A 26,749-nucleotide genomic window follows, 5' to 3' on the forward strand; every position below is an offset into this window, starting at 1 on the left:
GGGCGCCGCAAAGCCGCCGTAGGACTGGCCTACGCGTCGATCACACGTCGAAGTACAGCTCGAACTCGTGCGGGTGCGGGCGCAGCTGGAGCGGGGCGATCTCGTTCGTCCGCTTGAAGTCGATCCACGTCTCGATCAGGTCCGGCGTGAAGACGTCGCCCTGGAGGAGGAACTCGTGGTCGGCCTCGAGGCGGTCGAGGACGGCCGGGAGGGAGGTCGGGACCTGGGCGACGTTCGCGTGCTCCTCGGGAGCCAGCTCGTACAGGTCCTTGTCGATCGGCTCGGCCGGCTCGATCTTGTTCTTGATGCCGTCGAGGCCCGCGAGCAGCAGCGCCGAGAAGGCCAGGTACGGGTTGCCGGAGGAGTCGGGCGCACGGAACTCGACGCGCTTGGCCTTCGGGTTGGAGCCCGTGATCGGGATACGCATGGCCGCGGAGCGGTTGCGCTGCGAATAGACGAGGTTGATCGGCGCCTCGAAGCCCGGGACCAGACGGTGGTAGGAGTTCACCGTCGGGTTGGTGAAGGCGAGCAGCGACGGGGCGTGCTTGAGGATGCCGCCGATGTAGTAGCGGGCGGTGTCCGACAGGCCCGCGTAACCGGCCTCGTCGTAGAAGAGCGGCTGGCCGCCCGTCCACAGCGACTGGTGGACGTGCATGCCCGAGCCGTTGTCACCGAAGATCGGCTTCGGCATGAAGGTCGCGGTCTTGCCGTTGCGCCAGGCGACGTTCTTCACGATGTACTTGAAGAGCTGCAGGTCGTCGGCCGCGGCGAGCAGGGTGTTGAACTTGTAGTTGATCTCGGCCTGGCCGGCGGTGCCCACCTCGTGGTGCTGGCGCTCGACCTGCAGGCCGGACTTGGCCAGCTCGAGGGAGATCTCGGCACGCAGGTCGGCGAAGTGGTCGACCGGCGGGACCGGGAAGTAGCCGCCCTTGTAGCGGACCTTGTAACCACGGTTGTCCTCGAGGGCGCCGGTGTTCCAGGCGCCCGCCTCGGAGTCGATGTGGTAGAAGGACTCGTTCGACGAGGTGGCGAAGCGCACGCTGTCGAAGACGTAGAACTCGGCCTCGGGGCCGAAGTACGCGGTGTCGGCGATACCGGTGGAGGCGAGGTAGGCCTCGGCCTTCTTCGCCACGTTCCGCGGGTCACGGCTGTACTGCTCGCCGGTGATCGGGTCGTGGATGAAGAAGTTGATGTTCAGCGTCTTGTCGCGGCGGAAGGAGTCGACCCGGGCGGTCGACAGGTCCGCGCGCAGCGCCATGTCGGACTCGTGGATGGCCTGGAAGCCACGGATCGACGAGCCGTCGAACGCGAGCTCCTCGTCCGGGTCGAACGCCTCGACGGGCAGCGTGAAGTGCTGCATGACGCCCGGCAGGTCGCAGAAGCGGACGTCGACGAACTTGACGTCCTCGTCCGCGATGAACTTCTTGGCCTCGTCGGCGTTCTGGAACATCCAGCTCCTCCTACTCCCGACCGTTCCTGGACCGGGGTGGTAGTTCGTTCGTGCGGCCAGTGCGGTGGCACACGCTGTCCACGACCCTAGGGACGGGTGGTTTCTCGGGCGTGACCCATTTGTTTCGCACAAGTTAACCGGACATCGTGGGCCCCGCCCCACCTGTCCGTATCCCGAAACGCTGGCAGTACGGTGGACCCGTGGACAAGAGGGATGCAATCGGATCGTGGCTCTCGGGCCCCCGCGCGGCCGCCGAGGACGCCGGTGTCGACTTCGGATACCGCGGACAGCAGCTCGGCCTGCCGGAGGAGGGGCCGGGCTCGATCGCCCGCCCCGGACGGCGGCTGGGCGCACTCGCCGTGGACTGGGCGATGAGCGTCCTGATTGCATCCCGGTTGATCACTCAGAGCTACGGCGGTCCGGCGACCTCGAACTGGGCGCTGCTGGTCTTCTTCGTGATGGGCGTCCTCACCGTCGGCACCCTCGGCTTCACCCCCGGCAAGCGCCTCTTCGGCCTGCGGGTGATCGCCCTCGACACCGGTCGCGTGAACCCGGCGCGGGCCCTCCTGCGCACGGTCCTGCTCTGCCTCGCCCTCCCGGCCCTGATCTGGGACCGCGACGGCAGGGGCCTGCACGACCGGCTGGCGAAGACCGTGGAAGTACGTATCTGACCAGGTCTCCACAGGGTCACGTTTCCCGCTCCTGCAGAACCGACGATGGGGGCGCCCGGTGTCACACCGGGCGCCCCCATCGTCGTACGAGAGGATTCAGCGGGCCTTGGGCCCACCCTTCGGGAGTTTCATGCCCTTGGGCATGGGGCCCTTCGGCAACGGCATGTTGCTCATCAGGTCGCCCATCGCCCGCAAGCGGTCGTTCGTGGCCGTCACCTGGGGGCCGGTCAGCACGCGCGGCAGCTTGAGCATCGTGGTCCGCACCTTCTTGAGCGGGACCTGGCCCTCACCCGTGCCGACGAGGATGTCGTGCACCGGCACATCCGCGACGATACGGTTCATCTTCTTCTTCTCGGCGGCCAGCAGGCCCTTGACCCGGTTCGGGTTGCCCTCGGCGACCAGGACGATGCCGGCCTTGCCGACGGCCCGGTGCACCACGTCCTGACTGCGGTTCATCGCCACCGCGGGGGTCGTCGTCCAGCCCCGGCCGATGTTGTCCAGCACGGCCGCAGCGGCGCCCGGCTGACCCTCCATCTGCCCGAACGCGGCCCGCTCGGCCCGGCGTCCGAAGATGACCGCCGTCCCGAGGAAGGCGAGCAGGAAGCCCAGGATGCCGAGGTAGACCGGGTGACCGATCAGGAAACCGATCGCGAGAAAGACACCGAGGATGAGGATGAAGACACCCGCGAGTACCAGGCCGATCTTCTTGTCGGCCTTGCGGGTCATCTTGTACGTCAGGGCGATCTGCTTCAGTCGCCCGGGGTTCGCGGCATCCGCCGCACTGTCACTTCTCGCCATGCCCCGAAGTCTACGTGGCCCCGCAGGCGCCGACGACGGCAGTGTCCACCGTCGAAGGGGACGATTCAGGAGCGGACGGTGACCGTCTCGGTGAGCGTCCGCTCCAGGACACGCTGCGCCTCGACCCTGTCCTTGGCGCGGCGGCGGTCCTCCAGGACGGACGTCCAGGCATTGCGGCGGGCGGTCCGCTGGCCGCTGCTCATGAGCACGGACTCGACGGCACGGAGTGCATCGGTGAACGACGGGATGGCGGTGGCGCGAACCGGCGCGGCCTGCATGATGGGGGTCCCCCTCGGGAGTGGCGGCTTCGGTGAGTGGTGCACGGGCTGTACATCCAGGGTCACTGAATGGTGTTACCAGGACGTGACCGACCGGTCAAACACCCATGAAGCCTTGATGTGCCGCCCGAAAACACGGACGCGGCCCCGATGACCCCCCTATCTGCGGGGATGTCCGGGACCGCGTCAATCGGCCGCTACCGAGCGGTAGTTGCTTGTGCTCGGATTCACACGTTTGGAGTGGCACTCCGTGCCATTCCGAAGGGGCTGGAGCAGTGCTCAGGGAGTGCGCAGGCAGTGCTCAGACGGCCTGCGAAGCGACGTAGGAGCCACGCTTCTCGACCGCCATCTGGTAGAGCCGGCCCGCCCGGTAGGAGGACCGGACGAGGGGTCCGGACATCACACCGGAGAAGCCGATCTGCTCGGCCTCGTCCTTCAGCTCCACGAACTCCTGCGGCTTGACCCAGCGTTCCACGGGGTGGTGGCGCACCGACGGGCGCAGGTACTGGGTGATGGTGACGAGCTCGCAGCCGGCGTCGTGCAGCTGCTGGAGCGCCTCGCTGACCTCCTCGCGGGTCTCGCCCATCCCGAGGATCAGGTTGGACTTGGTCACCAGGCCGAAGTCGCGGGCCTCGGTGATGACCTTCAGGGAGCGCTCGTAGCGGAAGCCGGGGCGGATGCGCTTGAAGATCCGGGGGACCGTCTCGACGTTGTGCGCGAAGACCTCGGGCCGGGACTCGAAGACCTGCTGGAGCAGCTCCGGCACGGCGTTGAAGTCGGGGGCCAGCAGCTCGACCTTGGTGCGGCCGGCCTCACGGCCCGCGGTCTGCTCGTGAATCTGCCGGACCGTCTCGGCGTACAGCCACGCGCCGCCGTCCTCCAGGTCGTCACGCGCGACGCCGGTGATGGTGGCGTAGTTCAGGTCCATGGTGACCACGGACTCGCCGACGCGGCGCGGCTCGTCACGGTCCAGCGCCTCGGGCTTGCCGGTGTCGATCTGGCAGAAGTCACAACGCCGGGTGCACTGGTCGCCGCCGATGAGGAAGGTCGCCTCGCGGTCCTCCCAGCACTCGTAGATGTTGGGACAGCCGGCTTCCTGGCAGACCGTGTGCAGGCCCTCGCTCTTCACGAGCTTCTGCATCGCGGTGTACTCGGGACCCATTTTCGCCCGGGTCTTGATCCACTCGGGCTTGCGCTCGATGGGGGTCTGGGCGTTACGGACCTCCAGGCGCAGCATCTTGCGTCCGTCGGGTGCGACTGCGGACACGACCGGCTCCCTAGCGATTGATTCTTCGGCGTTGTTCAGGGTACGCCCGTTGATTTGAAAGTCAGCGGCGGTGTTCAGGCCGCCGGTGTCTTCTCGATCACTCTCGGCTTCAGTTCCGCGTTCTCCAGTACGTCCCTCAGGTGCCGCTCGACGACCGGGAGCACCTCGCCGATGGTCACGTCCCGGCCGAGTTCGCCCGCGAGGGAGGCGACCCCCGCGTCGCGGATGCCGCAGGGGATGATCCGGTCGAACCACTTGTTGTCCGGGTTCACGTTCAGCGCGAAGCCGTGCATCGTCACGCCCTTGGCGACCCGGATGCCGATCGCCGCGATCTTGCGGTCCTCACGGCGCTGCCCGGCGTTGGACGGGGCGTACTCCGGGCCGTTCATGCGCGGGTCGAACTCCTCGTCCGTGAGCCGGGGGTCGAAGTCCAGGGAGAGGCCGCCGATCGCCGGACGCTGCTCGACCGGATCGCCGAGCACCCATACGCCGCTGCGGCCCTCGACCCGGCTCGTCTCGAGCCCGTACTCCGCGCACGTGCGGATCAGGGCCTCCTCCAGGCGCCGTACGTGCGCCACGACGTCCACCGGACGCGGGAGCTTCTGGATCGGGTAGCCCACCAGCTGGCCCGGACCGTGCCAGGTGATCTTGCCGCCGCGGTCCACGTCGATGACCGGGGTGCCGTCGAGGGGGCGTTCGTTGTCCGCGGTGCGCCGGCCCGCCGTATACACAGGGGGGTGTTCGAGCAGCAGGACGGTGTCGGGGATCTCGTCCTCGAACCGCGCCGCGTGCACCCGGCGCTGTTCGTCCCACGCCTCCTGGTACTCGACCGCGTCCGCACCGAAGCCCATACGGACGAACCGCAACCCACTCACGGCAAGCGCCTCCCTAGAAGGTCGTAAGGCACGAAGGGTGCCCACGCCACTGTACGTCCGGCCCGTGGGCGTCAGCTTCGGGGTCAATCCTCACACGATCGGATGAACGAACGTCGAAGTGTGCGATCGTCTGCTCACTCTCCGCTACATTCGCCGTTCGCGCAGGCCATAAGGGCTGCTCACAGGCAATCCGGGCACCACGTGGCCACGTGACAGCCCGAAAGGCAGGAGACCGCACCGCAGATGACGGAACGACCCGCGCAGCGCACTCCCAATCGACAGCTCGCCGCGCTCATCGCAGAAGCGGGGTTCTCCAACGCGGGTCTCGCCCGACGCGTGGACCAGCTCGGTCTCGAACACGGGCTGGATCTCAGATACGACAAGACGTCCGTGACCCGGTGGCTGCGCGGACAACAGCCCCGGGGCACCACGCCCGCCCTCATCGCCGAGGTCTTCACCCGGCGTCTCGGCCGCCGGCTCTCCGCGCAGGACCTGGGCCTCGACGCCTGCGCGCCCGTCTACGCCGGCCTGGAGTTCGCCGCGGGTCCCGAGGAGGCCGTCGACATCGTCAGCGGGCTGTGGCGCAAGGACTCCGGCAGCCACGCCGAACTGCGCAAGATCGCCTTCACACCCGCCGGACTGGTCGTGCCGAGCCGTGACTGGCTGATCGGCCGCCCCGACGACAGGGTCGCCCGCGGCGAGCCGGTCCGGGTCCCTCCCCAGGGGCGTCCGGTGGTGCCACGGCAGCGCGGCCAGGCCGAGCGCGCGCCCGGTCAGAAGGTCACCGGGGGCGACATCGCCGCGCTCGGTTCGGTCGGCGAGCTCTTCCGCACCCTCGACGACCAGTACGGCGGCGGCCACGCCCGGCAGGCCCTGGTGCGCTATCTGGAGCACGAGTGCGAGCCGATGCTGCGCGGCACCTACGGGGAGACGACCGGCCGCAGACTGTTCTCCGCGGCGGCGGACCTGACCCGGCTCGCGGGCTGGACGTCGTACGACATCGCGGCGCACGGTCTCGCACAGCGGTACTTCGTGCAGGCGCTGCGGCTCGCGCAGGCGGCGGGGGACCGGGCGTACGGGGCGTATGTGCTGGTCACGATGAGCCGTCAGGCCGTGTATCTGGGGCACGGGCGGGAGGCGATCCAGCTCGCGCGGGTGGCCCAGCAGGGCGTCGGTACGACGGCTCCACCGGTCGTGCAGGCTCTGCTGCACTCGGCCGAGGCGCGGGGGCACGGCGTACTGGGGGAGGTGCGGGCGTGCACGGCGTCACTGGTCCGCGCGGAACGGGCCCTGGAGACGGCCCGTCCCGGTGACGAAGTCCCGCACTGGGCACGGTTCTTCGACGAGGCGCAGCTGGCGGACGAGTTCGGGCACTGTCACCGGGATCTGCAGCAGTTCCGGGCGGCGGCGCAACACGCCGAGCGCTCCCTTCAGTTGCGTGCGCCCGCGTATGCGCGGAGCCGGTTGTTCTGCCGGGTGGTCCTTGCCTCCGCGCGTCTGGGTCTGGGGGAACTGGACCAGGCCTGTGCGCTGGCGGCGGAGGCGGCGGGGCAGGCCGCGGAGATGCGGTCGGTGCGGGCGGTGGAGTATGTGCGGGACTTCGAGCGGCGGTTGGAGCCCTATAAGGATGCGGCGCCGGTTCGGAGTTATCGCGACCAGGTCGCCGCACTCGGGTAGGGGTCTCGCCGTAACTCAGCAGCTCGTTTGCCGTGTGACGACTGCGTGGTGGCTGATCGCGCAGTTCCCCGCGCCCCTTCGGGGCGCGGGTGAACCGTCAGGCTGCCTGAGCTGTCGGAGTCGGGTCTGCTCGGTGCATGGAGCCCGACGCGCCCAGGTCCTTCAGGATTGCTGTGGTTGCCCGGTGGGCCGAGTGCAGGGCGCCCTGGACCGTGCTGGTGTCGCGGTGGTCGCCGCACACGTACAGGCCGGCCAGCAGGCGTACCGGGCGGCGCAGGTCGTGCGGGGCGGGCATGGCCGGGACCGCCTCCCGGGTGTGGTGGACCGCGAGGGTCTCCCAGCGGTGCGTCGGCATGCCGTACAGGCGGCCCAGGTGGGTGCGTACGGCCGTCTCCAGGTCCGGAGGAGGGGCGCCCAGGACCGTCGAGGAGATCAGGGCCCGGCCGCAAGGGGCCCGGCTCGGGTCGACCTCGCTGATCACCGCCGTGTGGGCCACCGGGCCGCCCCGGTCGGCGTCGAGCAGCAGCGCGGAACCCGTGCGGGGCGGTTCGTCCGTCGTGTGGTGGACGACCGTCACCGGGTGGAAGTCCGGCACCCGCAACCCCGGCAGCAGCTCGGCCGCGGCCCGCGCGTCCGTCGCCAGCAGCACCGCCCGGCACCGGATCTCGCCGTGCTCGGCCGTGGTCACCGACGTCGTCGCGACGGACGTGACCCGCACCCCTGTGTGCACGGTTCCCGCCGGCAGCGTCTGCGCGAGCAGCTCCGGAAGCGCCTCCGCACCGCCCTCGGGCACGCACAGCCGCCCACCCGCGAAGGCCCGCAGCGCGAGGTCGGCGCATCGGCTGGACGTCGTCAGCGCGGGGTCGCACAGCAGTGCGGCGAGCAGCGGACGCAGGAAGCCGTCGATCGTGCGCGCGGGCAGTCCCCGGGCCGCGAGCGACTGCCCGGCGGGCAACTCCGGACGGGCGAGGAGGCGTTCGACGGGCACGGTGGCGAACCGGGTGAGCGCGGCACCGAGCCGGGCCTGGTCGACGGCACCGCCGAGCGGCGCGGCCGCGCGGGCGGCCCTGGACGTGGTCCCCTGACCGGCACCGGGCAGCACCCGGAACGCGGCCCTCCGGGATGCGGCCCTCCGTGATGCGGCCACCAGCCTCGGCCCCGGCATCCCCCGAGGGGCGCTCGCCAGGGCGCGCACCGCATGCAGTGCGCCCCTTGCGCTCCGGGCGCCCGCCGGAGCGTCCACGCGGTGGTGGCGTCCGTCGCCGTGCAGCAGGACGCCCGGCGCGAAGGGCCGTAGCGCGAGCCCGTCGAGCCCGGGCGCGAGCCGTAGTTCGGGATACGCCGTGGACAGCAGCTGTCCGATCCGGTCGAGCCGGAAGCCGTCGACCTTCTCGGTCGACATCCGGCCGCCCACACACGGGGCGGCCTCCAACACCGCGACGGTCACTCCTTGGCTGGTCAGCCGATGCGCCGCGGAGAGTCCGGCGACCCCGGCTCCCACGATCACGACGTCCGCCTGGTACGCGGGCTCAAGCACGTGCCCCTCCTCGAGGTTGCGCGGCCGGTGGAGACGTCATGCCCCCAACAGGCTCCGGGGATACCCGAGTTCGGGTCGAGGGTAGGGCGGTTACCGGTCAGGAACAGTCGCGCATCAACAGGGCACGGTCGCACAGCGGTCGCATGTAGTCACAGACGGCCACCGGAACCCTCACGCCGCCCTGATCGCCCCCTCGATGTCCGGGAACGCGAACGTGAACCCCGACTCCAGCAGCCGCGTCGGCCGCACGCGTGCGCTGCCCAGCACGTCCCCGGCCATCTCGCCGAGCGCGGCCCGCAGTACCGGCGCGGGGACGCTGAAGAGGGTCGGCCGGTGCAGCACGCGGCCCATGGCCTCGGTGATCTCACGGTTCGTCAGGGGCTGCGGGGCGGTGAGGTTGAAGGGTCCGGACAGCCCGTCGGTCTCCAGGAGATGGCGGATCGCGGCCACCTCGTCGTGCAGCGCGATGAACGACCAGTACTGCCGCCCGTCGCCCATCCGCCCGCCGAGTCCCGCCTGGAACAGCGGGAACAGCTTGCCCCAGGCCCCGCCGCCGCGGCCCACCACGAGCCCGGTGCGGGTGAACGCGGTCCGCACGCCCGCCTGTTGCGCGGGTGCGGCCGCCCCCTCCCACTCCACGCACAGCTCGGGCAGGAAGCCCTGTCCTGCGGGGGAGTCCTCGTCGACGATCCGGTCGCCGGTCTCGCCGTAGTACCCCATCGCGCTGCCGTTCACGAAGACCCGCGGCGGCTTGTCCAGCGAGGCGACGGCCTTGGCGAGGGCGGTCGTGCCGTTGACCCGGCTGTCGTGGATCTGCTTCTTGTACGCGTCCGTCCAGCGCCGCGAACCGACGCCCGCCCCGGCGAGGTTGACCACGGCGTCGCACCCGGCGAGCCCGGCCGTGTCGACCCGCCCGGCCTCGGGGTCCCACCGGACCTCGGTCCCGTCCCGGGGCTCCCGGCGCACCAGCCGCACCACCTCGTGCCCGTCCGCGGCCAGGGACCGCGTCAGGGCCGAGCCGATCAGCCCGGACGCTCCGGCCACCGCGATTCTTGAAAGTTGCATGACCTCATCCTGCCTGGTGGGTGCGTAAGAGCGATGTCTGGTTCCGGTACCCCGGCCGTAGGGTGGCGGTCATGTCCCAGCTGTCCATACGCCTCGCCCTCCCTGACGACGAAGAGGAGCTGGCCCGCCTCGACCGCGCGACCTGGTCGCCCCTGCACGCGGTCACGCCGCAGCAGCAGCCTCCCTACCGGCCGTTCTTCGGCGAGCACCACCTTCCCGACGACTGCCTGGTCGCCGAGGCCGACCGCCGCATCCTGGGGTACGTCCTTCTCGGTTTCCCGACTCCGATCGAAGCGAACGCCCACGTACGCCAGATCCAGGGCTTGGCCGTCAGCGAGGAGGCCCGGGGCCGGGGCGTCGGCCGCGCCCTGATCCGCGCGGTCACGGACGAGGCCCGCCGCCGGGGCGCCCGCCGCCTCACCCTGCGCGTCCTCGGGCACAACACGCCCGCCCGGGGGCTCTACGAGTCCGAGGGCTTCGCGGTCGAGGGAGTGCTGCCCGAGGAGTTCCTGCTGGCGGGGGAGTACGTCGACGACGTGCTCATGGGGCGCCGTCTCTGAGGACCTGGTCGGCCGCGGCGGTCGTACGCCGCCTGCGCACCACCAGGCAGAGCGCGACCCCCGCCACGAACAGCGAGATCAGGAAGAACACGGGCACGGGAGCCTCCGGGTGCCATGCGGGACCGGTGCGGGACCGGTGCCATGCGGGACGTGGCCCCATCATCCGGGAGACCGCCGCGTCACGACGTGACCAGCTCGCCCGTGTCCACCGGCGACGTGGCGTCCGCCGCCTTCTCTGCGTCTCCGGCGACCTCGTCGGCCGTCAGGACGTAACCCGTCTCGTTGTCGGAGGTGGAGCGGGCGAAGACCACGCCGTAGACCTGGCCCGAGGCGGTCAGCAGCGGGCCGCCGGAGTTGCCGGGGCGGACGGTCGAGCGGATCGAGTAGATCTCGCGAGTGACGGTGGCGTCGCTGTAGATGTTCTGGCCGGTCGCCTTCACCCGGTTGGCCACCGTGGCCGCCTGGAGGTTCAGGTCACCGTCCTGCGGATAGCCCGCGACCACCGCGGAGTCGCCCCGCGAGGCACTGTCGTCGAAGCGCAGCACCGGCGCCCGGAGATCCGGGACGTACAGCACGGCCACGTCCCGGTTCGGATCGAACAGCACCACCCGTGCCTGGTACGACTGTCCCACCCCGCCGACCCGGACGCTCGGCTCGTCGATGCCGGCCACCACGTGGGCGTTGGTCATCACGTGCTGCGGGGCGTACACGAAGCCGCTGCCCTCGCGGCCCTGGGTGCCGGAGGCGCCCTCGATCTTGACGGTGCTGAGCTTGGCCGCGTTGGTGGCGGCGGCCGTGACGCTGTCGCCGGTGGGTTTGGCGACCTCGGCCGTCGACTCGTTCTCGAACGGGTTGAAGACCTGCGGGAAGCCTGCCTCGGTCAGGGCGGAGGTGGCCCGGGAGAACCAGGACGGCGTGGTCTCCGGCATGGAGTCCTGGACGGCGCCGAGCAGCGCGGAGTCCCGGATGGCGGTGGTGACCAGCGGGGACGAGGACGCGCCGAGCACGCTTGCGGCGACCCAGGCCACGATGAGCACGGCCACGGAGTTGGCGACGGCCCCGCCGACGCCGTCCGCGACTCTCAGCGGACCCTGGTCCAGCTCCCGGCGCAGCCTGAGCGCCAGCCGTCCCGCCAGCTCGTGCCCCACCGCGGCCGGAACCAGCACGGTCAGCACCGCGGTCACCGTCGCGGCCGTGCTCCCCGGTGCCACCAGGTCCATCATCCACGGCAGCACCCACACGCCCACGACCGCGCCGCCGACGAACCCGGCGAGCGAGACGCAGCCGGCCACCAGGCCGCGCCGGTAGCCGGAGGCCGCATAGGCGGCGATCACCAGCAACAGCAGGATGTCGAGCACGTCCACGGAGCCGCCCTTCTCTCTCGGAACCTTCAGTACGCAGGCGAGGCGTCCAGTGATCAGCTACGCGCACGCGTGGCCGGTTCCCGGCGGTACGCGTGCGTGCACCTGGAAAAACGTTGCGGACCAGGACGATGGTTCCACCGGGTGGCACAGCACACATCGCGGGCGGAGCGGATCCGGCCGACAGTGGAACCATGCGTGTCCGAAGAGCGCGGGGGATGCGAGGACGGCGAACGGCTCGAATACGTGACGCGAGCCGGACAGCACTCGCGGCCCGAATACGCGACGCGAGCCGACTGGGCCTCGCACTCCAAAACCGCCTGCCCCACAAACGCCCCTCGGCGACAGCCGCCGGGGAAGGGGCGCCTGCCGGGACGGAAGTGTCTGGCGGCGCCCCTGCGGCGCCGACCAGCCCCACCACTCCTGCCGCCCCGACGGCGTCTGTCGGTTCTGTGTCCGCTGCTGGGGCGGGGGCTTCTGCCGGGCCTGAGGGCCCTGACACGTCGCCTGCGGCTTCTGCCGGGGTGGAGGCGTCGGCCGGGTTCACGGCTCCGGTCGCCCCGACGGCGTCTGCCGGGTCTGTGGCCGCTGCCGGGGCGGGGGCTCATGCGGCGCCCGCCGATCCCGCCAGCCCAACGGCTTCCGCTGGGCCTGAGGCTCCTGCCAGGTCGCCTGCGGCTCCTGCCGGGGCGGAGGCATCTGCCGGGCCTTCGGCCTCCGCTGGGCCCCCCGGTCCTGTCCGCTCGACGGCGTCTGCCGGTAATACGGTCCCTGCCGGAGTGGAGGCGTCTGGCGGGCCTACCGTCCCCTCACGTCCGTCGCCTCCTGACAGGCCTGCGGCGTCTGCCGGGCCCCCGGTCCCCTCACGTCCGACGGCCGTCGGCGGGCCTGCGGCTTCGGTTGGGCCGGCTGGCCCCGCCGGGGCGGAGGCCGCCGACGGGTCTGCTGTCTCCGCAGGGACCGCCGCTTCCGTTCGGCCGACGCCCCCTACAGGGCCCGCAACTCCGGTTCGGCCGACGCCTCCTACCGGGCCCGCAACTCCGGTTCGGCCGACGCCTCCTACCGGGCCCGCAACTCCGGTTCGGCCGACGCCTCCTACCGGGCCCGCAACTCCGGTTCGGCCGACGCCCCCTACCGGGCCCGCAACTCCCGTTCGGCCGACGACCCCCACCGGGCCCGCGACCCCCGTACGTTCGGCGACCCCCGCCGGGCCCGTCACCCCCGTCCGTGCCGCGACTCCCGTCCGACCTGCGCATCCCGCCGACGCAGCTGCCCCCGCCCGGCCAGCTGCCCCCGCCCGGCCAGCTGCCCCCGCCCGGCCAGCCGCCCCCGCCCGGCCGGCGGCCCCCTCAAGGCCAGCAACCTCCGCCCGGCCAGCGGCCCCCGCCACTCCCGTGGCCGTCGGCCGTCGCGCGGCTCCTGTTCGGTCGGCGCCGGTGGTTCCCGCCGCCGTGCGGGTGTTGCTCGGGTGTGTTCCCGGGCTCGGTGCCGTCCTCGGGCTGGTGCTGTGTGTCAGCGGTGTCGAGCGTGCGGTCGACGCCGGGCCCGGCAGGGCTGCCGAAGTGGCCCGGGACGGGCTCGTGGCGCACGGGGCGGCCAGGCCGCACATCGTGTCGCGGTCGGTGTGGGCCGCCGGCACCGGTGAGGCGAACTCCGCCGCCCGCACGCCACCGCCCCCGCACTACGACGACAAGGTGCTCGCGGTCTTCGTGCACCACACCGACTCGCCCAACGGCTACGACTGCGCCGACGCACCCCGCATCATCCGCTACCTCGCCGCCGGCCAGACCGGCGCCCGGGACTGGGACGACATCGGCTACAACTTCCTCGTCGACCGCTGCGGCACCATCTACGAGGGCCGCGCGGGCGGCGTCGACCGACCCGTCACCGGCGCCCACACCCAGGGCTTCAACCACCGCACGGCGGGCATCGCCGCCATCGGTACCTTCACCGCAGGCGCACCCGTGCCGCGGGCCATGACCGACGCGATCGCCGCACTGGCCGCCTGGAAGCTCGGCCTCACCGGCATCGACCCGCGCAAAACCGTCCGTCTCACCTCCAGCAACAGCCTCAGCCGCTACACCGCCGGCACCACCGCGAAGCTGCCCGCCCTCGCCGCCCACGGCGACGGCTACATGACGACCTGTCCCGGCGCCGCCCTCAGGGCACGGCTGCCGGAGATCAGGGAGACGGCGGCCCGCCTCCAGGGCCGGACCTGACCCGCCCAGTCCCACGGGTCACCTGCGGCCGAGATACACCCCCAAGGCCCGCTGCAACACCCTGCCCTGGAGCCCCACCGGCCGTTCCCACTCGCCGAGGTACTCCACGACCCGGCCGCCCGCCCCCGTCTTGAAGCGGAGCCGGCCCAGCAGACGGTCATCCCCGAGGGAGGGGTTCACGGAACGCAGGTCGTACGTCTCGGCCCCGGCCGCCCGCGCATCGCACAGCATCCGCCACAACAGCGCGCTGCTGGGCCGCAGTTCCCGCCCCCGGCGACCGGACGCGGCGTAGGAGTGCCAGACACGGGAACCGACGTTGATCATCAGCGCGGCGGAGAGCACCTCCCCGTCGTACTCGGCGAGATACAGCCGCAGCCGGTCGGAGTCCTCGGCGTTCATGGCCTCCCACATGCGCCGGAAGTAGACCGGCGGGCGGGCCCGGAAGCCGTCGTGGGCGGCGGTCGCGGCATAGAGGCGATAGAAGTCGGGCAGATCGGCGGCCGTCCCCCAGGAGACCCGGACACCCGCCGACTCGGCCGTGCGCAGGGACTGCTCGAAGTGCGGTGCGAGGGCTTCGCGCAGCTCGTCCACCGAGCGGCCCGCGAGCGGTATGTGACAGCCGTAGCGCGGCTGCCCGAGCCCGAACCCGCTGTCCTCGTCCTGCGCGCACCGTCGCCACCCCAGCCCGCGCAGCCGCTCCGCGGCGTCCAGCGCGAACCCGTCGACGCCGGCCGCCGGCAACTCGCGCACATGGCGTACGTCGGGGTCGGCGATGCCCGCCGTCACAGTCCCGGCGTCCCAGTGCCGAACGACCACGGGTGGCCCGATCCGCACCGAGAACGCCCCGCGCTTCTCCAGGTGGGCGACCAGCGGATCCAGCAGGCGCTCCGGGCGCGGGCCGCGCCAGTCGATCGCGGGCCCGTCGGGGAGGTAGGCGAGGCAGCGCCGGGTGCCGGGCAGCGGCCGGTACAGGACGAGTGCCGTCGCGACCGTCGCCTCGCCCTCGAACCAGCCGACGCTCTCCGCCAGCCAGTCGGGCTTCACGTCGGCCCACTCGGGGATCTGGAGATGGCTCGCGTCGGGGTGCAGCCGCAGGTGGGCGAGATGTTCCTCGCGCGTGATCTCGCGCACATACGGGCTGGTCATGGGCGGGGTGCTCCTGTTCGGGGCGGCCACGGTAAGCCGGGAGTCACGGCAGGGGTCAAGAGGCCGAGCCCTCACAGGTTTCTCGTAGGCGACTCAAGGACCACTCCGAAACAGTCGCCCTATCGTCATGCACACGCACTGACTGGAGGTGGGGAAGAAATGAACAGCAGTCACACGAACACCATGGAGAAGGCCGGCGGATGGACCCGGACCGCCCGCGGACCCTGGGCGGTCGTCTGCGCCGTCGCGGCCGTGATCCTCGGCCCGGCAGCCGTCACCGCGTCCGCGCTCGACCAGGCCAACGCGGCCCCGATGCACCACGCGGTGAAGGCCGACCAGACGCAGGCGTACATCCCGACGGACACGACCCGGCGCAGGGCCACGACGGAGGCCTGAACACAGCGCGAGCGGCCTGACCGGGACTCAGCCCCTGAACCGCTCCCACAGCTTGGGATACCGCTCCGCCAGTACCCGGTCGCTCTCCAGGTCGACCGGCGCGCCGAGCGGCTCGGAGGCCGCGGGCGGGATACCCAGGTCGGGAGCGACGGCACCGGTGAGCTGCTCATAGGCCTCGTCAGCCGCGTAGCCCAGTTCCTCGCCGTCGCCGTCGATCTCCTCGTCGAAGTCGGCCAGCAGGTCGGCGAGCGAGTCGGGATCGTGCACGCCCCCCTCGTACACCTCACGCCCCTGGCCGATCAGCCAGCACCGGAAGGAGTCGAAGGCGTCGTCGCTCACCCCGTCCAGCAGGATCCAGGCGGCGCCCCACAGGTCCCAGGTGTACGCACGGTTGAAGCGGGCCTCGAAGTGACGGGCGAAGTCGAGGACCATGTCCGGGTCCAGCGCCAGGAGTCGGTCCACGAGCAGGTCGGCCTGCTCCTCGGGGTCTCCCTCGGCGGCCTCGCGGGTGGCGTCCACCAGCTCCCAGAACTCCGTCTCGTCCATCACGGGTCCAGCATCGGGCCTGGAAGGGTGGGGCGCACGTGGAGTGCGGCGGATTGTTATGTCCCGAACAGCGTCCCGTTGCTCCCGTACAGCCCCGCCAGACGTACGGCGTCCCGCGCGAACCGCGCCCGCAGGCTCTCCGGGGCCAGCACCTCGGCCTCCGGCCCCAGCGACGCGAGCTGCGCGTGGGCGACCTCCTCGGACTCCACCGGGAGGGTCACCGTCACCCAACCGCCATCGTCCGGCGGCCCGGCGGCCGCCAGTGCCTCCCGGGCGGGACCGGCGGGATCGACGGCGTACGGCAGTCTGCGCGCCCCTGCTGCGGACAGCCGTACGACGACCTCGGCCCGCAGGATCGAGCGCGCGAACTGTTCGGCGCGCTCCTCCCAGAACTTGGGCAGGTCGAACTCCTCGTCGCGCTCGAACCCTTCCCCGGCGGCCGTCACCGCCAGGAACCGGTCGATGCGGTACACCCGGAAGGAGCCGTTCTCCGGGATCCGCGCGCACAGGTACCAGACGCCCGCCTTGAGCACGAGCCCGTACGGCTCCATCTCCCGCTGCACCTCGCGCTCGCGGCCGCGATAGCGCGCGGTGACCCGTCTGTCGTCCCACACGGCGTCGGCGACGGCGGGCAGCAACTCGGGGGACTTCGGCTCGGTGAACCAGTTGGGCGCGTCGAGATGGAACCGCTGAGCGGCCGTACGGGAGGCGTCGCTGAGGGAGGGGAGCAGCGCGGCGGACACCTTCAGCCGGGCGGCGGAGGCGGCGTCATCCAGCCCCATCTCGCGCAGCGCCCCCGGCACACCGGACAGGAACAGCGCCTCCGCCTCGCCGCGGGCCAGGCCGGTGAGACGGGTGCGATAGCCGCCGATGAGGCGGTACCCGCCCGCCCTGCCCCGGTCCGCGTACACCGGAACCCCGGCCTCCGACAACGCCTGCGCATCCCGCGTCACCGTCCGCTCCGACACCTCCAGCTCCCGTGCCAGCTCGGCGGCGGTCATGGAGGTACGGGACTGGAGCAACAGCACCATCTTGATGAGCCGGGCAGCACGCATGGGTTCATGATGCCGGGGGCCACTGACAGCGAAGGGGTACGGCGGCCGCCGTACCCCTTCATCGAAGCCCGGGCCCCTACAGCCCGTACTTCTCCCGCGCTTCCTTCACGGCCGTCGCCTTCACCTCACCGCGCCGGGCGAGCTGAGCCAGGGCCGCGACCACGACGGACTCCGCGTCGACGCCGAAGTGGCGGCGGGCGCCCTCGCGGGTGTCGGAGAGGCCGAAGCCGTCCGCGCCGAGCGAGGACCAGTCCTGCTCGACCCACTGCGCGATCTGGTCCGGGACCTGGCGCATGTAGTCGGAGACCGCGAGGACCGGGCCCTCGGCACCGTGCAGCGCCTGACGGACGTACGGGACCCGCTCTTCGCCGCGCAGCAGACCGGCGTCGGCCTCCAGCGCATCCCGGCGGAGTTCCGTCCAGGACGTCGCGGACCACACGTCGGCCGCCACGCCCCACTCCTCGGCCAGCATCCGCTGCGCCTTCAGCACCCAGTGGATCGCCGTGCCGGAGCCCAGCAGCTGGATGCGGGGGGCGTTGGCGGCCGGGGAAAGGCCCGCGGACTCCGCCGTGTTGAAGCGGTAGAGGCCCTTGACGATGCCCTCGTCGATGCCCGTACCGGACGGCTTGGCGGGCTGCGGAAGCGGCTCGTTGTAGACCGTCAGGTAGTAGAAGACGTTCGGGTCCTCGCCGGGCGCCGCCTCGCCGTACATACGGCGGATGCCGTCGCGCACGATCGTGGCGACCTCGTACGCGAACGCCGGGTCGTACGTCAACGCCGCCGGGTTCGTCGCCGCGATCACCGGCGAGTGACCGTCCGCGTGCTGCAGGCCCTCGCCCGTCAGGGTGGTACGGCCCGCCGTGGCGCCGACGAGGAAGCCGCGGCCCAGCTGGTCGCCGAGCTGCCACATCTGGTCGGCCGTGCGCTGCCAGCCGAACATCGAGTAGAAGATGTAGAACGGGATCATCGCCTCGCCGTGCGTCGCGTACGCGGTGGACGCGGCGATGAAGTCGGCCATCGAACCGGCCTCGGTGATCCCCTCGTTGAGGATCTGGCCGTTCTGGGCCTCCTTGTAGTACATCAGCTGGTCGCGGTCGACCGGCTCGTACGTCTGGCCCTTGGGGGAGTAGATCCCGAGCGACGGGAACAGCGACTCCATACCGAAGGTGCGCGCCTCGTCGGGGACGATCGGCACCCAGCGCCTGCCGGTCTCCTTGTCGCGGACCAGGTCCTTGATCAGGCGGACGAAGGCCATGGTGGTGGCCACGTTCTGCGAGCCGGAGCCCTTGTCGAAGGAGGCGAAGGCCTTCTCGGCGGGGGCCGGCAGCGGGGCCACCGGGTGCACACGGCGGGCCGGGGCCGGACCGCCGAGGGCGGCGCGGCGCTCCTGGAGGTAGCGGACCTCGGGGGAGTCGGCGCCCGGGTGGCCGTAGGGGACCACGCCGTCGACGAAGTCACTGTCCTTGATGGGCAGTTCAAGCAGGTCACGCATGGTCTTGAACTCGTCCACCGTCAGCTTCTTCATCTGGTGGTTGGCGTTCTTCGACGCGAAGCCCTCGCCGAGGGTGTGGCCCTTGACCGTCTGGGCCAGGATGACCGTCGGCGCGCCCTTGAACTCGACGGCGGCCTTGTAGGCGGCGTACACCTTGCGCGCCTCGTGGCCACCGCGGGAGAGGTGGAAACACTCGAGGATCTTGTCGTCGGACAGCAGCTTCGCCATCTCGACGAGAGCCGGGTCCTTGCCGAAGAAGTCCTGGCGGATGTAGGCGGCGTCGCGCGTCTGGTACGTCTGCACCTGCGCGTCGGGTACCTCGCGGAGCCGTCGTACCAGCGCGCCCGTGGTGTCGAGCCGGAACAGCTCGTCCCAGGCGTTGCCCCACAGCGACTTGATGACGTTCCAGCCGGCGCCGCGGAACTGGGCCTCCAGCTCCTGCACGATCTTGAAGTTCGCGCGGACCGGGCCGTCGAGGCGCTGCAGGTTGCAGTTGATGACGAAGGTGAGGTTGTCGAGGCCCTCGCGGCTCGCGAGTGCGAGTGCCGCCGTGGACTCCGGCTCGTCCATCTCGCCGTCGCCGAGGAAGGCCCAGACGTGGGAGTCCGAGACGTCCTTGATGCCGCGGGCCGTCAGGTAGCGGTTGAAGCGCGCCTGGTAGATCGCGGAGAGCGGGCCGAGGCCCATCGACACCGTCGGGAACTCCCACAGCCAGGGCAGGCGACGGGGGTGCGGGTACGACGGGAGGCCGTTGCCGCCCGACTCGCGGCGGAAGTTGTCGAGCTGCTGCTCGTCCAGCCGGCCGTCGAGGAAGGCGCGGGCGTAGATGCCGGGGGAGGCGTGGCCCTGGATGTAGAGCTGGTCGCCGGACCCGTCGGCCTCCTTGCCCTTGAAGAAGTGGTTGAAGCCGGTCTCGTAGAGCCAGGCCGCGGAGGCGAAGGTGGCGATGTGGCCGCCGACGCCGTATTTGGAGCCGCGGGTGACCATGGCGGCCGCGTTCCAGCGGTTCCACCCGGTGATCTTCCGCTCCATCTCCTCGTCACCGGGCGCGGACGGCTCGGCGGCGGTGGGGATGGTGTTGACGTAGTCGGTCTCGAGGAGCTTCGGCAGCGCGATGCCGTTGCCCTCCGCCCTCTCCAGCGTGCGACGCATCAGGTACGCGGCTCGGTGCGGGCCGGCCGCCTTGGCGACCGCGTCCAGCGAGGCCTGCCATTCGGCGGTCTCCTCCGGGTCCCGGTCGGGGAGCTGGTCGAGCTCGCTCGGCTGGATGGCGATGGGGTCGGTCATGTCGCCGCCTTCCTCAGTCGAAGGGGGTTCCCTCAATCAGGCAGGGTTTCGGGGGTGCCCTTTGTCTTTGGCAGGACAGGGCGGAGGGCCCCGGTAAGGGCCCGTCGAGGACTCTAACTCGCTGATCGATGATCGATCAAAGGGTTGAGAGGCAAAACTTCTCGATGACGAGAAAGTAGGCACGGGGTGCCTTCGACGGAGACACCGGGTGCCTTGTTTTCGAAGGGTTTCCGCAGGTGAGCGCGGGTCTGCTCGGCTGCGTCAGGCCCTCGGCGCGCACCCCAGGACATGCGCCTTCACGATCTCCGGGATCCGCGGGTCCCGGCGCTTGAACGCCGCCACCAGCTCCTCGTGCTCCTCCGCGTACGACTGCTGGACCGTCCCCAGCCAGCGGATCGACAGAGCGGTGAAGACCTCGATGCCCAGGCCCTCCCAGGTGTGCAGCAGCACCGAGTTGCCGGCCGCCCGCACCAGCTCGCGGTGGAAACCCACCGTGTGCCGCACCTGCCCGGTGCCGTCCGAGTCGCGGTCGGCGTCGTAGAGCGCGGCGACATGCGGTTCCAGGGCCGAGCAGTCCTGCGCCAGCCGCTCCGCCGCCAGCTCCGCCGCGATGGCCTCCAGACCGGCCCGCACGGGGTAGCTCTCCTCCAGGTCGGCCGCCGTCAGATTCCGCACCCGTACGCCCTTGTTCGGCGCGGACTCGATCAGCCGCAGCGACTCCAGCTCGCGCAGCGCCTCCCGCACCGGCGTCTGGCTGACCTCCAGCTCGGTCGCGATACGGCGCTCCACGATCCGCTCGCCCGGCTGCCAGCGCCCGCTGACGATCCCCTCCACGATGTGCTCGCGGATCTGTTCGCGCAGCGAGTGGACGACGGGCGCGGTCATGAGAGCTCCTTAAGGGCGTTTGACGTTTAGACAATAAGGCCGAGTGCCCGTCCGGGAGGGGCGCACGGGGGCGCTTTCATGCAGGTGAGACGAGGCTTACACGCTCCCAGCCGCACGACTTCTGTCAAGACACGGAACCCCACGGCTCTGAGAAGTGTCGCGTTCGTCAGGGGTTCCCGCGCGGGGCGCCCCCTCGCACCACAGGGGGACGGCATGAACATCGGGGGACAGCGCGGACTGGCGTTCGCGGCCGTGATCGGTGCGATCGTCGCCGTGACGGGCTGCGGTCAGTCGGCCACACGGGCGACGGCCGACGTGACGCCGAGCAGTACCGAAGCGACCGAAACGATCACCAACATGGCGGGTGCGGTCCGGGGCGGCGGCGCCGCCTGCGTCTTCGTCAAGCCCGACGGGGCGCAGAAGTTCGGGCACGTCGGCTGGGGCTTCAAGCTCCCGGGCACCGGACGCTGGGTCTACGGCGCCGTCGAGAACCCCAGCGCCAAGCTCTACACCCCGCCGGGCGGCGACATCGGGGCCTGGCACGCGGAGGGATCGTACGACCGCATGCTCAGCGAGATGAGCACCGACGCCCACTATCCGGGCACCTCCGAACATCCCTACAGCCGCTACCGCTGCACCAGGTCCTCGACCCACGACGTGAACAACGCCCGGGCCATGATCAGCGAGGTCGAGGCCCGCGGCTTCCTCGTCGGGGTCGACCCGAAGACCGGGAAGCTCACCTCGCGGGACTGCCTGGACGCCACCTACGACGTCCTGAAGGCGTACCGGACGAAGCGGCTCACGCCCGCACCCAAGCTCTCCGTCCCCAACGTGTGGGTGGAGGAACTGTGGGGCTGGTCGGACAGGACGCTGACGCCCCGGTGAGACGACGGTGCCCCGTCCGGAGAGCTCCGGACGGGGCACCGTACAGGCACTACTGAGGCTTACAGGCCGAGCTCGACCTCGAACTCGCCCGCCTCAAGGATCGCCTTGACCGCGGTCAGGTAACGGGCCGCGTCGGCGCCGTCCACCAGACGGTGGTCGTAGGAGAGGGTCAGGTAGGTCATGTCGCGGACGCCGATGACCGTGCCCTCCTCGGTCTCGATGACCGCCGGACGCTTGACCGTGGCACCGATACCGAGGATCGCGACCTGGCCCGGCGGCACGATGATCGTGTCGAAGAGCGCACCGCGCGAACCGGTGTTGGAGATGGTGAAGGTCGCGCCGGACAGCTCGTCGGGCGTGATCTTGTTCGCGCGGACCTTGCCCGCGAGCTCCGCCGTGGCCTTGGCGATGCCGGCGATGTTGAGGTCGCCCGCGTGCTTGATGACCGGGGTCATCAGGCCCTTCTCGGAGTCCACCGCGATACCGATGTTCTCGGTGTCGAAGTAGGTGATCGTGCCCTCGTCCACGTTGATCCGGGCGTTGACGGGCGCGTGCGCCTTCAGCGCCTGGGCCGCGGCCTTGACGAAGAACGGCATCGGGGAGAGCTTGACGCCCTCACGAGCCGCGAACCCGTCCTTGGCGCGGGCGCGCAGCTTCATCAGGCGGGTGACGTCGACCTCGACGACCGAGGACAGCTGCGCCTGCTCGTGCAGCGCCTTGACCATGTTGTCGCCGATGACCTTGCGGATGCGCGGCATCTTGACGGTCTGGCCACGGAGGGGGGAGGCCTCCAGCGTCGGCGCCTTCTTGGCGGCGGGGGCAGCCGGGGCGGCAGCGGCGGGAGCCGGAGCGGCGGCGGCCTTCGCGGCCTCGGCGGCGGCGATGACGTCCTGCTTGCGGACCCGACCGCCGACGCCGGTGCCCTTGACGGCTGCCAGGTCGACGCCGTTCTCGGCGGCGAGCTTGCGCACCAGCGGGGTCACGTAGGCGCCGTCGTCACCGGAGGTCGCGGCGGGAGCCGGGGCCGGGGTGACCGGGGCGGGCGCCGGAGCCGGAGCGGCGGGCGCCGGGTCGGGAGCCGGAGCCGTCTGCTGCTGCGGGGCCGGAGCCGAGGGCGCCTGCGGGGCCGGAGCCGGAGCCGGAGCGGGCGCCGGAGCGGCGGGGGCCGGAGCGGGCGCCGGAGCCGGGGCGGGGGCCTCGGCGGCCGGGGCCGGAGCGGCGGGGGCCGGGGCAGCGGCCGGAGCCGCACCCGGGGCGCCGATGACGGCGAGCTTCGCGCCGACCTCGGCCGTCTCGTCCTCGCCGACCACGATCTCCAGCAGCACACCGGCGGCAGGCGACGGGATCTCGGTGTCGACCTTGTCGGTGGAGACCTCGAGCAGGGGCTCGTCCTCCGCGACCTCCTCGCCGACCTCCTTCAGCCACCGGGTGACGGTGCCCTCGGTGACGGACTCGCCCAGCGCGGGCAGGACGACGTCCGTGCCCTCGGCGGAGCCGCCGCCGGAAGCGGCCTCGGCGGTGGGAGCGGGCGCGGGGGCGGCCTGCTCGGTGGACGGAGCGGCCTGAGCCGGCTCCGGGGCGGGCTCGGCGACCGGCTCGGCGGCCGGTGCCGGGGCAGCGGCGGGGGCGCCGGTGCCGTCGTCGATCACGGCCAGCTCGGCGCCGACCTCGACCGTCTCGTCCTCGGCGACCTTGATGGAGGCCAGGATGCCCGCGGCGGGGGAGGGGATCTCGGTGTCGACCTTGTCGGTCGACACCTCGAGCAGCGGCTCGTCGGCCTCTACACGCTCACCCTCGGCCTTCAGCCAGCGGGTGACGGTGCCCTCGGTGACGCTCTCGCCGAGCGCCGGAAGGGTTACGGAAACCGCCATGGTTTCGGTTGCTCCTTACGAATTGCGGAAGTCTGTGATCGTCGCTTCGTCGACCGAGGGATCAGTCGTGTGCGTGCAGCGGCTTGCCCGCAAGGGCCAGGTGCGCCTCGCCGAGCGCCTCGCTCTGCGTCGGGTGGGCGTGGATGAGCTGGGCGACCTCGGCCGGCAGCGCCTCCCAGTTGTAGATCAGCTGGGCCTCGCCGACCTGCTCGCCCATGCGGTCGCCGACCATGTGGACGCCGACCACGGCACCGTCCTTCACCTGGACGAGCTTGATCTCGCCCGCGGTGTTGAGGATCTTGCTCTTGCCGTTGCCCGCGAGGTTGTACTTCAGAGCGACGACCTTGTCCGCGCCGTAGATCTCCTTGGCCTTGGCCTCGGTGATGCCCACGGAGGCGACCTCGGGGTGGCAGTAGGTCACCCGCGGGACGCCGTCGTAGTCGATCGGAACGGTCTTGAGACCGGCCAGACGCTCCGCGACCAGGATGCCCTCGGCGAAGCCGACGTGCGCGAGCTGGAGCGTGGGGACCAGGTCTCCGACGGCGGAGATGGTCGGGACGTTGGTGCGCATGTACTCGTCGACCAGGACGTAGCCGCGGTCCATCGCGACGCCCTGCTCCTCGTAGCCGAGACCGGCGGAGACGGGCCCGCGGCCGACGGCCACCAGCAGCACCTCGGCCTCGAACTCCTTGCCGTCGGCGAGGGTGACCTTGACGCCGTCCTGGGTGTACTCGGCCTTCTGGAAGAAGGTGCCCAGGTTGAACTTGATGCCGCGCTTGCGGAACGCGCGCTCGAGCAGCTTGGAGGAGTTCTCGTCCTCGAGCGGGGCGAGGTGCTTGAGCCCCTCGATGATCGTGATCTCAGACCCGAAGGACTTCCACGCGGAGGCGAACTCGACCCCGATGACACCGCCGCCCAGGATGATCGCGGACTTCGGTACGCGGTCCAGGACGAGGGCGTGGTCCGAGGAGATGATGCGGTTGCCGTCGATCTCCAGGCCCGGCAGCGACTTCGGCACGGAGCCGGTCGCGAGGAGCACGTGGCGGCCTTGGATGCGCTGGCCGTTGACGTCGACGGAGGTCGGCGACGACAGCCGGCCCTCGCCCTCGATGTAGTGGACCTTCCGGGAGGCGACGAGCCCCTGGAGGCCCTTGTACAGGCCGGCGACCACGCCGTCCTTGTACTTGTGCACCCCGGCGATGTCGATGCCCTCGAAGGTGGTCTTCACGCCGAACTGCTCGCTCTCGCGGGCCTGGTCGGCGATCTCGCCCGCGTGCAGCAGGGCCTTGGTGGGGATGCATCCCCGGTGCAGGCAGGTACCGCCGACCTTGTCCTTCTCGATCAGGGCGACGTCAAGCCCCAGCTGAGCCCCGCGCAGGGCCGCGGCGTAACCGCCACTACCACCGCCGAGGATCACTAGGTCGAAAACGGTGCTGGCGTCGTTCGCCACGTCACGTCCTCCATGCATGTGCGCCGTACGCCGGTCTCCAGTGACCGCGCGGCGGCTGGTGTCCGGCCGCTCTTTCTTCGGCCCTGTGGTGGGGGCCCTGTCCTGCCGAGCCCCATCTTCGCACTTGTCAGCCCTGAACGAGACGCCGGGCCGGGGTGTGAGACACCACACGCTCACATGAGAACGAGGGCCACGGTGAGACGCCTGAAGGGGCGCGGGGCTGTATCGGTATGCGGCTCCGCCGCGCGGGCGCGACGAGCCACAACGGGCCCGCAGCCGCCCACGCCCCTCAGGGACCGAGCTATTGGGCGAACATCACCCCAGGTCACCCGAGGCGGTCAACTCGGCGAGCCGCACCAGCGTCCGCACCGCAGACCCCGTCCCGCCCTTCGGCGTGTACCCGAACGGCCCGCCGTCGTTGAACGCGGGACCCGCGATGTCGAGGTGCGCCCAGGTGATCCCCTCACCCACGAACTCCCGCAGGAAGAGCCCGGCGACCAGCCCACCGCCCATCCGCTCACCCATGTTCGCGATGTCGGCGGTGGGAGAGTCCATCCCCTTGCGCAGGTGCTCCGGCAGCGGCATCGGCCAGGCAGGCTCCCCGACCTCCTCGGCGGCCTCGTACACCGCGGAGCGGAACGCGTCGTCGTTGGCCATGATCCCGAACGTCCGGCTGCCGAGCGCCAGCATCATCGCGCCGGTGAGGGTGGCGACGTCCACGATGGCGTCCGGCTTCTCCTGGGACGCCGCCCAGAGAGCGTCCGCGAGGACGAGCCGCCCCTCCGCGTCGGTGTTGAGCACCTCCACGGTCTTGCCGCTGTACATCCGCAGCACGTCACCGGGGCGCGTGGCCGACCCCGAGGGCATGTTCTCGGCGAGCGCCAGCCACCCGGTGACGTTGACCTCGAGGCCCAGACGCGCGGCCGAGACCACGGCCGCGAAGACCGCCGCCGCCCCGCTCATGTCGCACTTCATCGTCTCGTTGTGACCCGCCGGCTTCAGCGAGATGCCGCCCGAGTCGTACGTGATCCCCTTGCCGACCAGTGCGAGGTGCTTCTTCGCCTTGGACGAGGTGTACGACAGCTTCACCAGCCGCGGCCCCGACGCCGACCCGGCGCCGACGCCGAGGATGCCGCCGTAGCCGCCCTTCTCCAGCGCCTTCACGTCGAGCACCTGCACCTTGAGGCCGTGCTCCTTGCCCGCGGCCTGCACGATCGAGGCGAACACCTCGGGGTTCAGGTCGTTCGGCGGCATGTTGATGAGGTCGCGCGCGCGGTTGAGCTCCTCGGCGACCGCGGTGGCCCGGGAGAGCGCGGCCTTGTACGCGGCGTCCCGCGGCTTGCCGCCCAGCAGCGCGGCCTCGGCCAGCGGAGCCTGGCCGTTCTTCGCCTTGGCGTCGTTTTTCGAAGGCGCATTCTCCTTGTAGGTGGTGAAGGAGTACGCCCCGAGCAGCACGCCCTCGGCGACCGCGCCGAGGTCGGCGGCGTCGCCGAGCGGCAGCACGAACACGGCCTTCTTCGAGCCGGCCAGCGTGCGGGCGGCGACACCGGCGGCCTTGCGCAGTGCCTCCGGGTCGAAGGAGGAGTCCTTCTCGGGCTCGGCGCCCAGGCCCACGGCCACCACGAGCGGCGACTTGATGCCGGAGGGCGCCGGCAGCTTCGTCACCTCGCCCTCGGCGCCGGAGGCACCGAGGGTCTCCAGGACGCCGGCGAGCCTGCCGTCGTAGGCCTTGTCCACGGATTCGGCGCCCGGCGCCACTACCGGGCCCTTCGCGCCCTTGGCGACACCGATCACGATCGCGTCGGCCCGCAGGCCGGGCGCCGCGGAGGTGCTGAGAGTGAGAGCAGTCACGGTGGTGAATTCTCGCTTCCGATGTGAAGTTGCGTGGGTCGAGCGGGTGGGTCGACCGGGCCCGACGGCCGACCCTATTTCGTGTCCGAGCACGGGTCCCGATCGGGGCCTTCACCCCTGTCGGCGA

At 71.2% G+C, this 26,749-nt stretch carries 22 protein-coding genes; 6 read left to right on the forward strand and 16 right to left on the reverse strand.

The window, feature by feature from the left end; genetic code table 11:
- Positions 1–40: 40 nt before the first annotated feature.
- Positions 41–1,450 (reverse strand): type I glutamate--ammonia ligase, encoded by a 1,410-nt coding sequence (gene glnA / locus M2157_RS34610; protein WP_057611742.1) that lies wholly within the window; start codon positions 1,448–1,450, stop codon positions 41–43.
- 200 nt (positions 1,451–1,650) lie between these two features.
- Between glnA and M2157_RS34615 the strand changes: the two genes are divergently transcribed.
- Positions 1,651–2,121 carry an RDD family protein gene (locus tag M2157_RS34615; RefSeq protein WP_280867199.1) on the forward strand — a complete coding sequence of 157 codons (471 nt, stop codon included), beginning with the start codon at positions 1,651–1,653 and terminating at the stop codon, positions 2,119–2,121.
- Positions 2,122–2,217: 96 nt separating this feature from the next.
- On the opposite strand, the gene M2157_RS34620 is transcribed toward M2157_RS34615, so the two are convergent.
- The 4 genes from M2157_RS34620 to lipB form a co-directional block, all read right to left on the reverse strand.
- Complete coding sequence (locus M2157_RS34620) at positions 2,218–2,919, reverse strand: DUF4191 domain-containing protein (RefSeq protein WP_280857106.1); 702 nt, start codon at positions 2,917–2,919, stop codon at positions 2,218–2,220.
- A 65-nt stretch (positions 2,920–2,984) separates the two neighbouring features.
- The gene (locus M2157_RS34625) at positions 2,985–3,197 is read right to left on the reverse strand and encodes a hypothetical protein (protein ID WP_280857105.1); all 213 of its coding nucleotides are present in this window, start codon (positions 3,195–3,197) and stop codon (positions 2,985–2,987) included.
- A gap of 301 nt (positions 3,198–3,498) precedes the next feature.
- Entirely contained in the window at positions 3,499–4,464 is a 966-nt protein-coding gene (gene lipA / locus M2157_RS34630; protein WP_266525806.1) for a lipoyl synthase, read from the reverse strand.
- 74 nt (positions 4,465–4,538) lie between these two features.
- A complete protein-coding gene (gene lipB, locus M2157_RS34635) occupies positions 4,539–5,339 on the reverse strand; it encodes a lipoyl(octanoyl) transferase LipB (protein ID WP_266525804.1) in 801 nt (266 codons plus the stop codon).
- A 243-nt stretch (positions 5,340–5,582) separates the two neighbouring features.
- On the opposite strand from lipB, the gene M2157_RS34640 reads away from it, so the two are divergent.
- The gene (locus tag M2157_RS34640; RefSeq protein WP_280857104.1) at positions 5,583–7,016 is read left to right on the forward strand and encodes a regulator; all 1,434 of its coding nucleotides are present in this window, start codon (positions 5,583–5,585) and stop codon (positions 7,014–7,016) included.
- A 97-nt stretch (positions 7,017–7,113) separates the two neighbouring features.
- Here the strand turns inward: M2157_RS34640 and M2157_RS34645 are convergent, their stop codons facing one another.
- On the reverse strand, positions 7,114–8,553 hold the full coding sequence (locus M2157_RS34645) for an NAD(P)/FAD-dependent oxidoreductase (RefSeq protein WP_280867200.1): 1,440 nt from the start codon (positions 8,551–8,553) through the stop codon (positions 7,114–7,116).
- 171 nt (positions 8,554–8,724) lie between these two features.
- A complete protein-coding gene (locus M2157_RS34650; RefSeq protein WP_280857102.1) occupies positions 8,725–9,618 on the reverse strand; it encodes a TIGR01777 family oxidoreductase in 894 nt (297 codons plus the stop codon).
- A gap of 71 nt (positions 9,619–9,689) precedes the next feature.
- Here M2157_RS34650 and M2157_RS34655 point away from each other — a divergent pair, with 71 nt between their 5' ends.
- Complete coding sequence (locus M2157_RS34655; protein WP_280867201.1) at positions 9,690–10,178, forward strand: GNAT family N-acetyltransferase; 489 nt, start codon at positions 9,690–9,692, stop codon at positions 10,176–10,178.
- A gap of 179 nt (positions 10,179–10,357) precedes the next feature.
- On the opposite strand, the gene M2157_RS34660 is transcribed toward M2157_RS34655, so the two are convergent.
- On the reverse strand, positions 10,358–11,542 hold the full coding sequence (locus M2157_RS34660) for a MarP family serine protease (protein WP_280867202.1): 1,185 nt from the start codon (positions 11,540–11,542) through the stop codon (positions 10,358–10,360).
- A 1,433-nt stretch (positions 11,543–12,975) separates the two neighbouring features.
- Between M2157_RS34660 and M2157_RS34665 the strand changes: the two genes are divergently transcribed.
- A complete protein-coding gene (locus tag M2157_RS34665; protein ID WP_280857099.1) occupies positions 12,976–13,758 on the forward strand; it encodes a peptidoglycan recognition protein in 783 nt (260 codons plus the stop codon).
- A gap of 18 nt (positions 13,759–13,776) precedes the next feature.
- On the opposite strand, the gene M2157_RS34670 is transcribed toward M2157_RS34665, so the two are convergent.
- Positions 13,777–14,904 carry a peptidoglycan bridge formation glycyltransferase FemA/FemB family protein gene (locus M2157_RS34670; protein ID WP_280867203.1) on the reverse strand — a complete coding sequence of 376 codons (1,128 nt, stop codon included), beginning with the start codon at positions 14,902–14,904 and terminating at the stop codon, positions 13,777–13,779.
- Between the two features lie 159 nt (positions 14,905–15,063).
- Between M2157_RS34670 and M2157_RS34675 the strand changes: the two genes are divergently transcribed.
- Positions 15,064–15,300 (forward strand): hypothetical protein, encoded by a 237-nt coding sequence (locus M2157_RS34675; RefSeq protein WP_280867204.1) that lies wholly within the window; start codon positions 15,064–15,066, stop codon positions 15,298–15,300.
- 27 nt (positions 15,301–15,327) lie between these two features.
- On the opposite strand, the gene M2157_RS34680 is transcribed toward M2157_RS34675, so the two are convergent.
- The 4 genes from M2157_RS34680 to M2157_RS34695 form a co-directional block, all read right to left on the reverse strand.
- Entirely contained in the window at positions 15,328–15,846 is a 519-nt protein-coding gene (locus M2157_RS34680) for a DUF4240 domain-containing protein (RefSeq protein ID WP_280858984.1), read from the reverse strand.
- Positions 15,847–15,902: 56 nt separating this feature from the next.
- On the reverse strand, positions 15,903–16,901 hold the full coding sequence (locus M2157_RS34685) for a YafY family protein (RefSeq protein WP_280867205.1): 999 nt from the start codon (positions 16,899–16,901) through the stop codon (positions 15,903–15,905).
- A 76-nt stretch (positions 16,902–16,977) separates the two neighbouring features.
- Positions 16,978–19,680 (reverse strand): pyruvate dehydrogenase (acetyl-transferring), homodimeric type, encoded by a 2,703-nt coding sequence (gene aceE / locus M2157_RS34690; protein WP_280857095.1) that lies wholly within the window; start codon positions 19,678–19,680, stop codon positions 16,978–16,980.
- A 261-nt stretch (positions 19,681–19,941) separates the two neighbouring features.
- Positions 19,942–20,565 carry a GntR family transcriptional regulator gene (locus M2157_RS34695; RefSeq protein ID WP_280867206.1) on the reverse strand — a complete coding sequence of 208 codons (624 nt, stop codon included), beginning with the start codon at positions 20,563–20,565 and terminating at the stop codon, positions 19,942–19,944.
- Between the two features lie 213 nt (positions 20,566–20,778).
- Here M2157_RS34695 and M2157_RS34700 point away from each other — a divergent pair, with 213 nt between their 5' ends.
- Positions 20,779–21,450, forward strand: coding sequence for a hypothetical protein (locus M2157_RS34700; protein ID WP_280867207.1), 672 nt, complete (start codon positions 20,779–20,781; stop codon positions 21,448–21,450).
- 59 nt (positions 21,451–21,509) lie between these two features.
- Here the strand turns inward: M2157_RS34700 and sucB are convergent, their stop codons facing one another.
- From sucB to M2157_RS34715, 3 genes are all read right to left on the reverse strand, one after another.
- Positions 21,510–23,321 carry a 2-oxoglutarate dehydrogenase, E2 component, dihydrolipoamide succinyltransferase gene (sucB, locus tag M2157_RS34705; RefSeq protein WP_280857093.1) on the reverse strand — a complete coding sequence of 604 codons (1,812 nt, stop codon included), beginning with the start codon at positions 23,319–23,321 and terminating at the stop codon, positions 21,510–21,512.
- A gap of 61 nt (positions 23,322–23,382) precedes the next feature.
- Complete coding sequence (gene lpdA, locus M2157_RS34710; RefSeq protein ID WP_280857092.1) at positions 23,383–24,771, reverse strand: dihydrolipoyl dehydrogenase; 1,389 nt, start codon at positions 24,769–24,771, stop codon at positions 23,383–23,385.
- Positions 24,772–25,086: 315 nt separating this feature from the next.
- Positions 25,087–26,622: a leucyl aminopeptidase gene (locus M2157_RS34715; RefSeq protein WP_280867208.1), complete on the reverse strand. Its 1,536-nt coding sequence runs from the start codon at positions 26,620–26,622 to the stop codon at positions 25,087–25,089.
- Positions 26,623–26,749 lie beyond the last annotated feature (127 nt).

This window comes from Streptomyces sp. SAI-127, assembly GCF_029894425.1.
Classification (GTDB): Bacteria; Actinomycetota; Actinomycetes; order Streptomycetales; family Streptomycetaceae; genus Streptomyces.